The 6,730-nt window shown below is 49.9% G+C and carries 7 protein-coding genes; all 7 read right to left on the bottom strand.

The annotated features are described in order from the left end of the window. Positions 1-187: type VI secretion system tube protein TssD (gene tssD, locus EQP46_RS23880; RefSeq protein ID WP_129495973.1), on the bottom strand; the 187-nt coding region annotated here is incomplete at its 3' end. A gap of 362 nt (positions 188-549) precedes the next feature. Beyond that, positions 550-834: a type VI secretion system PAAR protein gene (locus EQP46_RS23875; protein WP_017011292.1), complete on the bottom strand. Its 285-nt coding sequence runs from the start codon at positions 832-834 to the stop codon at positions 550-552. A gap of 25 nt (positions 835-859) precedes the next feature. Beyond that, positions 860-1,393: a hypothetical protein gene (locus EQP46_RS23870; RefSeq protein WP_129495972.1), complete on the bottom strand. Its 534-nt coding sequence runs from the start codon at positions 1,391-1,393 to the stop codon at positions 860-862. After that, positions 1,390-2,358 (bottom strand): PoNe immunity protein domain-containing protein, encoded by a 969-nt coding sequence (locus tag EQP46_RS23865; protein WP_129495971.1) that lies wholly within the window; start codon positions 2,356-2,358, stop codon positions 1,390-1,392. Before EQP46_RS23865 ends, EQP46_RS23870 begins: the two co-directional genes overlap by 4 nt. Before the next feature lie 9 nt (positions 2,359-2,367). Further along, the gene (locus EQP46_RS23860; RefSeq protein ID WP_017011289.1) at positions 2,368-3,699 is read right to left on the bottom strand and encodes a hypothetical protein; all 1,332 of its coding nucleotides are present in this window, start codon (positions 3,697-3,699) and stop codon (positions 2,368-2,370) included. Beyond that, positions 3,699-5,885 carry a type VI secretion system Vgr family protein gene (locus EQP46_RS23855; RefSeq protein WP_129495970.1) on the bottom strand — a complete coding sequence of 729 codons (2,187 nt, stop codon included), beginning with the start codon at positions 5,883-5,885 and terminating at the stop codon, positions 3,699-3,701. Before EQP46_RS23855 ends, EQP46_RS23860 begins: the two co-directional genes overlap by 1 nt. Positions 5,886-6,141: 256 nt before the next feature. After that, entirely contained in the window at positions 6,142-6,660 is a 519-nt protein-coding gene (locus EQP46_RS23850) for an Hcp family type VI secretion system effector (protein WP_017015011.1), read from the bottom strand. Between the last annotated feature and the right edge of the window lie 70 nt (positions 6,661-6,730).

Genomic DNA, 6,730 nt, shown 5'->3' with positions numbered 1-6,730 from the left:
GTTGACCAGAAGGCTGACCGCTTTGTGGGTCAGTCGGAACCGTCACGATGTGGTCAAAGGCTTGAACCAGCATTTGGTCTTCGTGGCCTTCCACGTAGATGTTGCCGACAGAGTCAGCAGTGAATGCGCCGGCAGTGATGTTGCCCTGAGTTTTGCCTTCGATGGCGATATAACAAGGAGTTGGCATTTTTCTATCCCTATAAAAATCGATGAGTGTGATTACAACGAAAGGGATAACGCAAGGGGTGTGCCAGCTATGGAGATGAATAAAAACAAAGGGTTAGGCTGGTCAGAAGGAATAAAGAGCAAGGAGTTGCTTAGGGGCTGGGCGAAAAATTGCTCGCTGAGCAAGAATTGGCCGAAAAGTGAAAGTAATTTGTGGGCTGAATAAGATATAAACGGCAAAGAAGCAGAGAGATCGTACGTAAAAAAATGGCCTTAGACGAAGGGGCTAAAGCCAGATTTTTCATTGAACCACTCCTCAGCATTAAGGTGCGATCTTTAGAGTGATGGTGAAACAGCAGCATATCGTTAGGAATGGAAGACCACCTAGCCGACGTTGACTGTGCCACCGCCAATAACGACACCACCACAACTTACAGCGTCGCCTGTTCTTGCAACAGGTTTGCCGTCTGCAAACACGGTTGCCGAGCCTGCAGCAATGCTCCTTCCATGGGGCGGGTTTTTAGGTTTGTCATGCGGTGCAAGAGGATCGCCTAAACGACAAAGTGGGATACCATCAATGATGACAGTACCCGATCCTGCTGTTGTGGGTGTTGGCGGAAACCCATCGTGTTCTGTTCCTATGTCACCGAGTCGAACTGCATTACCCATGATTCATGTCCTTATCTTTCGATGTTTATTGCTTCAACATCGGGATCACACCGACTTGCGCGTTATAAAAGAAAATCGATGCAGATGTTTGAGGGAAATGTTTTCCTTCACTTGAAATACACAGTACTTGGCGCGTTTTGTATTTTGGCAGGGGAAAAAGGGCTTCTGCATTTTTCTTATCGAGGTAAGCGGAAGCGGTGACATAACTGCTCGCGATCTGCGCCGCATCATCACCATTAGAGGCCGCGATCTCTTCGATCTGCGTTGTTTGCTGAGCGGGAAAGCTCAGACAGTCAGCCTTTGAAAGTGAGCCTTCTTCCCAAAAAAAATAGCTTTCTAGAAGAAGTTTGTCTTCCGCTGACATGCTCCCCGCTAAATAGCCTTCCCCGTCGATTTCCGCTTTTCCGTTCCCTTCCACTAAGGGGCGAACCAAAATGTTTTTCTCAAAGCCGGCGTCAGGGAGTGAGGTGAAAATACCCTCGAGCATCGCTGTTTTTGCATGTGCGAAGAAAGGGGACAGCAGGGTGGCCATCATACTGATAAGAATGACTTCTTTCATAGACTCACCCAAAACGCGGCATCACCATTCTCGTTGATTTTTTCTCCGCCCAAACGTTCTCCTACGCGTGCAGAAATTTTGCTATTACTGATGTTGGAAGCCCATTCCGCAGTTGCAGGGGCTTCGTCTTCCGGTAAGGCGAGATGATGGTGCGGCAGACCGTCGGCTGCGAACTGATTGGCAACGCCTTTTTCACGCGCAAAATCTACCCAGTCTTTAGGGTAATAGAGTTGTTGCTGATAGCTAGAATCATCAAGGTCATACAGAACAGTGGCGGCAGCAGTTTCAAGCGCCCAATAGCCAAAATGGGTGGGGAAGCGCCCTTTATGGCGATTATGCCAATAGCACCCCTTCATGCCTTTGTACCAACCTTTTAAGTAGGCCTTGAGGCTAGCTTGGCGTTCGCTTTTGGTTGGCGATGCGCCGTCGCCTTTTATCGCATCATAAAACGTGTGGTATGTCTTTTCATTCACGAGCTCTTCAGCGCGTGGTAACCCTTGAATGCCTGCTCTCGTGAAAAACTGTGCGAGGGCTTTGTCATCGTTATCTTGCGGGTTTTTGGCTGTCATGCGGATTACCAAGAGTACAGCATCTCGATTACCCGTCAGCACGGCTAGGCTGAGTAGCCAGTATAAGTATTGATAGCCATCAGGCTCCCAATAGGCAATGGTGTGAAATGGAAAGCGAGATTTGTGCAACGCGAGATAATCGAGAGCAAGGGCGGTTTTGTCCTGCACCTCTTGCATGTTGCCGCCAGCTGAGTAGGTAAGAATGGCATTTTCGACATGATCGATAACGTTGCCCCAACTGACACCTTTGCGGTGGTGAATATCTCTGGTTTCATCAACGATGATAGCTTCAGACTCTGCATCGTTAAGCACACACGTGACAAAAAACTCATTCTTTTTGTTATAGGTTTCTTCTTCTAAGAATGGGTCGCGTCGCGTTGTATTAAATGTGGTCATGATCTTCCTTTAATCCAGCGGCAGAGATTCAACGGCATTGGCTGCTCTATCTAATCTGGTTACATTAACGACTTCTCCAGATTCATCAACAATCATTAACCATCTATCAAACCCTTGGTTCCGAACTTGTCGTGCTTGAGCATCCCCTAAGTCATCCGCCAAACGAGGAAGAATCCAATCATCACTCATTTGCTTCGCAGCAGGGTAGTTGGTCGTGCCCCGTGTTGTGGGAAGAAGCGTTGTGCGCGCAACACCATCCGAATCAATATAGGTGTCTGATGTTGTGCGATATTTTGTCTCGGTAATGATGAACGGTGGTGGCGGATTCGCATTGCGATAGATACCGTCTATTCCTCGACCTCGTGGCGCATCTTCAAGTGAGCGTACTTGGCGGTCAACAGGAAGCATATTTTCGTGACGGCGATTGAGCATGTAGTTGTCACTGATAATTTCGCCGTATAACCCTTTTTGTGAGCGAGTCAAAATACGGGGGTTAACCGCTGCAACACTGGGGTCCAGTTCATGAACCGTGCGCGCATTAACATCAGCACGATAGCTTGGCGCATATTCATCGGCTTGCTTGTTCAGTGCAGCAGCAAGGTCATCCAAAATCTTCTGAACGGGTGCGATAGCAGGCGCAATCATGCGATCTGCCATTTCTTGTACTGAACGTACAATGCGCACGGCCTCATCAAGCCAAATTTTGACATCAGCAGGCGCGATATAACGAATCTTTGCCACAACACTGTTGAGTGTTTCTACGGCGCTGTTTAGCAAACCTTTCAGCTTGCCCGCAGTGACCTCACCGCGAATGCTGCTGATTTTGTCTGCAACTTGGCGGAGCACTAAATCAATGCGGGAGATGCCTAGAATTCGACGAACTTTATCGTTTTCGAGGAAGGATAAAATAGGTGCCATAGCTGGACGAATAGCCTTAGCGACATCCCCACCGGCTTTGCGAATAAACAGGAACAGGATCTTTAGAATGCCTTTGATGGCGGATCCGAGACTTGGAATCAAACCAATCAGAGTGAGGCAAAGTGCAATCCAAGCTGCTTTGTTGCTGGAATCTTTATAGATGAGGCGGCAGTTTGCGATGAGATCACGACAGTCAAGCACCTGATCGACGATAGGGATAAGCCCTAGAACGGCATTTGCAGCGATTTGGCCTGTGGTTTGGTTGGTATTGAAGTCGCCCTGCATGGCCTCCCAAATCCACTCTAACGCACCGAGTGTGGAGTCATAGGCATCTTGTGCTTTCTGCTTAATGTAATCTTCGCCAGCACTGTAGGCTTCTTCAAGGTTGTCATAGAGATAGGAAAATAACTCATTACCCCACATTAGCTACTTCCCCCTAACAAGGCGTCGATGTTTGATACCAATTGTTCTATCGGTTGTTTTTCAATGTCTTCGAATTCACTTTCGGGGTCGTAATAGACGCGCACCGGGCCTGCTGGCACTTCGTCAATTCGCGCATGACCGTCGCCATCAAGGACACCTTCTACTTCGGTGCCATCGCTCAAAATGGCCTTAAATGGTGCATTGGCAAATGGCGCCATGTCTTGATCAAGGTAATCAAACTCAACCCAATTGGTACCTAGTTCGCTGATGAGTAAGGTTGAGATACTTGGAAGAGCAGGTGAAGCACCACTACCACTACCCGCACTGCCGCCGGAGTTCAAATTCACTACAGCACCAGAAAGATGCACGCCGGCTGGGTCGAGCTTGACGAAACCCGCGGCGGTTTTAATGGTGATTTCTGTGCCCGCTTCGATAATGACTTTGTCGCCAGCCTTGTGATGGATCTCTGAGCCTGCTTCTAGAAGATGTTTCTTACCTTGTTTGATGTGCAGTGAACTGTCTGTTGTCAGGCTGATGTCACCAGCGACATGTGCCTTTGCTTGCCCATCTACCGTCAGGTGGTCATCCACCTTGATGTGTGAAAACCGCTCGTTCTCCACATCCAGATGTAAGTCATGTTTGATGTTGTCTTTGCGGTCATTCTCGACCAGCAAGTTCATGTCCTTTTGGGCATGAACATAGATTTCTTCTTGCCCCGCTTCATCTTCAAAACGCAGTTCGTTGAAGCCTTCGCCCTGATGGGTTTCGGTTCGAAGTACCGTGCGGGTTTTGTTGGCTGGCAGCGGGTAGGGCGGCACATTGGTCGCGTGATACGTGCGGCCCGTGATAATGGGTTGGTCAGGGTCGCCTTCAAGGAAAGAGACAATCACTTCATGGCCGATGCGCGGTATCGCCATCATGCCGTATTGACCGCCTGCCCAGCCTTGGGAGACACGTACCCAACAGCTAGAGGCTTCGTCACTGTTGCCGTAACGGTCCCACGGGAACTGCACTTTCACCCGCCCGTGTTCATCACAGAAGATTTCCTCCCCGGCAGGGCCCGTCACAATCGCGATTTGAGGGCCGTGCACACAAGGTTTGGCCTCGGGGCATGGTCGCCAAGGGCGATGACCAGGAATGACCGAAAAGGTATTGTGGAAGGACGTCATGCCTTCACCGCCATGCTCTTCCAGTGCTTGCGGCTGCGTGCCTTCACTGTGCAGGGTCACCACAATCCAATCCCGGTTGGTSGTGTCRTCMGGGTGACCYTCYAAGTCAAACACCATCCCYGCRTCYACSTGCATGATGGTGCTGGASGCGGTCGCCGTTAACGCATCACTGCGCAAGTGCTCGAGTCGGTATTGGGTAAAGGGCTTACCTGCCGCATCGCTTTTGAAGCGGCCYGGGTAATCGTAGTGTTCATAGGTGCCGCGTTGGAAACTCATTTCCGTGCCGGCTTTGTCGTGCAAAAAGCCATAAGCCGGCTTTTTGAAACTGTAATCTTTAAGCTGCGCCGACGAAGGGCGYGCTTGTGCGGAGAACTGCCAGCCTTTCACAAAGGCCTCATCACTCTTACCGCCCACATTGGCRTTRTAAGGGAGGGCTTGTCCTGACGCGGTTAAGGTCTGGGTATCGTCTGAGAACAACACCGTGTGCTTGTCTTTGTCATGCAAGAAGCAATAGAAAATGCCTTCTTCTGCCGCSAGACGCTGAAGGAAATCCAAATCYGTTTCRCGGTACTGGACACAATACTCACGGACTTGGGGTTGCCCAGAAATGGAAAAGGCATAGTCATCAATGCCCATCTCTTGCAAAAGGACACTCATGATTTCAGGGGCAGATTGTTGCTGGAAAATGCGGCTGTTATGACGCAGCGATAAACGAGACAGTGCAGGGACCATCTCCAGGGCATAACGGGTATGGCTGAATCCCGTATCACCGCGAGTAAAGCGGCGCACAATGCCATGAAAGCGTTGTTCTAGTTCGCCGTTATTCCACAGCATCAAGGTGACATTGCGGTCAACGACCTCGTCTTGGGAGACAGATTCATTGCGGCTGGCGAGTTTAACCTGATACAGAAAAGGCGTAGAGAGTGACGACTCTCCCGAGAATTCGAGCACCGCAAAGGTGTCGTTGGGTAAGCCTTCAACAGCAAGAGTAAATTGGAGACCGCTTTCCGTAGCCATAAACCATCCCAGCTTAAAACGAAGTATCGTCAGGCGTCATTGCTTGACGACAAAACCCGCCTAAGCGGTTTGAGGTGATTGCTTTGCATGCTTGAGAGAAAAAGCGAAGAGCTAACCCCTCCCTAACCCTCCCCTTGAAAAGTGGAGGGGACAAAGCGCAATACCTCAAACCCGAAGACGGGTTGATTGCAAAAGGTATCAGTGAGCGAGTGACACGAAATCGGTGTTAACTCGCCCTACCTTTTGCGAAGAAGCCTTACGCTTCAATCGGCGCACGCCAGTCATCGGCACCAGATGTACCTGCTACTGTGTGTTCCCAATCAATCTTGCGGTACGCAACAGACACAGTCACCAGCTGGGTGAACTCTTTCTTCTGTGCGTCCTGACAATGAGGCATTTGGCAATCGATATCGATGATGGTGCCGTCGGTCAGAATGGTCGAGAAGAAGTGCTCTTGCTTACCTTCCACCGAGGTGCGGTACCACTTGAGTTCAATCTTCGGCAGCATCTCACCAGACGCTAGCGAGTTGTACATCAGTGGTACAGCTTTGTTCAGCGCCACGGTGAACTTGAACGGCTTGTGCACACGTTGACCAGAAGGCTGACCGCTTTGTGGGTCAGTCGGAACCGTCACGATGTGGTCAAAGGCTTGAACCAGCATTTGGTCTTCGTGGCCTTCCACGTAGATGTTGCCGACAGAGTCAGCAGTGAATGCGCCGGCAGTGATGTTGCCCTGAGTTTTGCCTTCGATGGCGATATAACAAGGAGTTGGCATTTTTCTATCCCTATAAAAATCGATGAGTGTGATTACAACGAAAGGGATAACGCAAGGGGTGTGCCAGCTT

The sequence above is a fragment of the Enterovibrio baiacu genome (assembly GCF_004120195.1).
Classification (GTDB): domain Bacteria; phylum Pseudomonadota; class Gammaproteobacteria; order Enterobacterales; family Vibrionaceae; genus Enterovibrio; species Enterovibrio baiacui.
This window is presented reverse-complemented; position numbering and strand designations above follow the sequence as displayed.

What these genes read in the sequence shown, in the direction of transcription:
- EQP46_RS23875 (WP_017011292.1), bottom strand. Translation starts at nt 834, where the DNA reads ATGGGTAATGCAGTTCGACTCGGTGACATAGGAACAGAACACGATGGG.
- EQP46_RS23870 (WP_129495972.1), bottom strand. Translation starts at nt 1,393, where the DNA reads ATGAAAGAAGTCATTCTTATCAGTATGATGGCCACCCTGCTGTCCCCT.
- EQP46_RS23865 (WP_129495971.1), bottom strand. Translation starts at nt 2,358, where the DNA reads ATGACCACATTTAATACAACGCGACGCGACCCATTCTTAGAAGAAGAA.
- EQP46_RS23860 (WP_017011289.1), bottom strand. Translation starts at nt 3,699, where the DNA reads ATGTGGGGTAATGAGTTATTTTCCTATCTCTATGACAACCTTGAAGAA.
- EQP46_RS23850 (WP_017015011.1), bottom strand. Translation starts at nt 6,660, where the DNA reads ATGCCAACTCCTTGTTATATCGCCATCGAAGGCAAAACTCAGGGCAAC.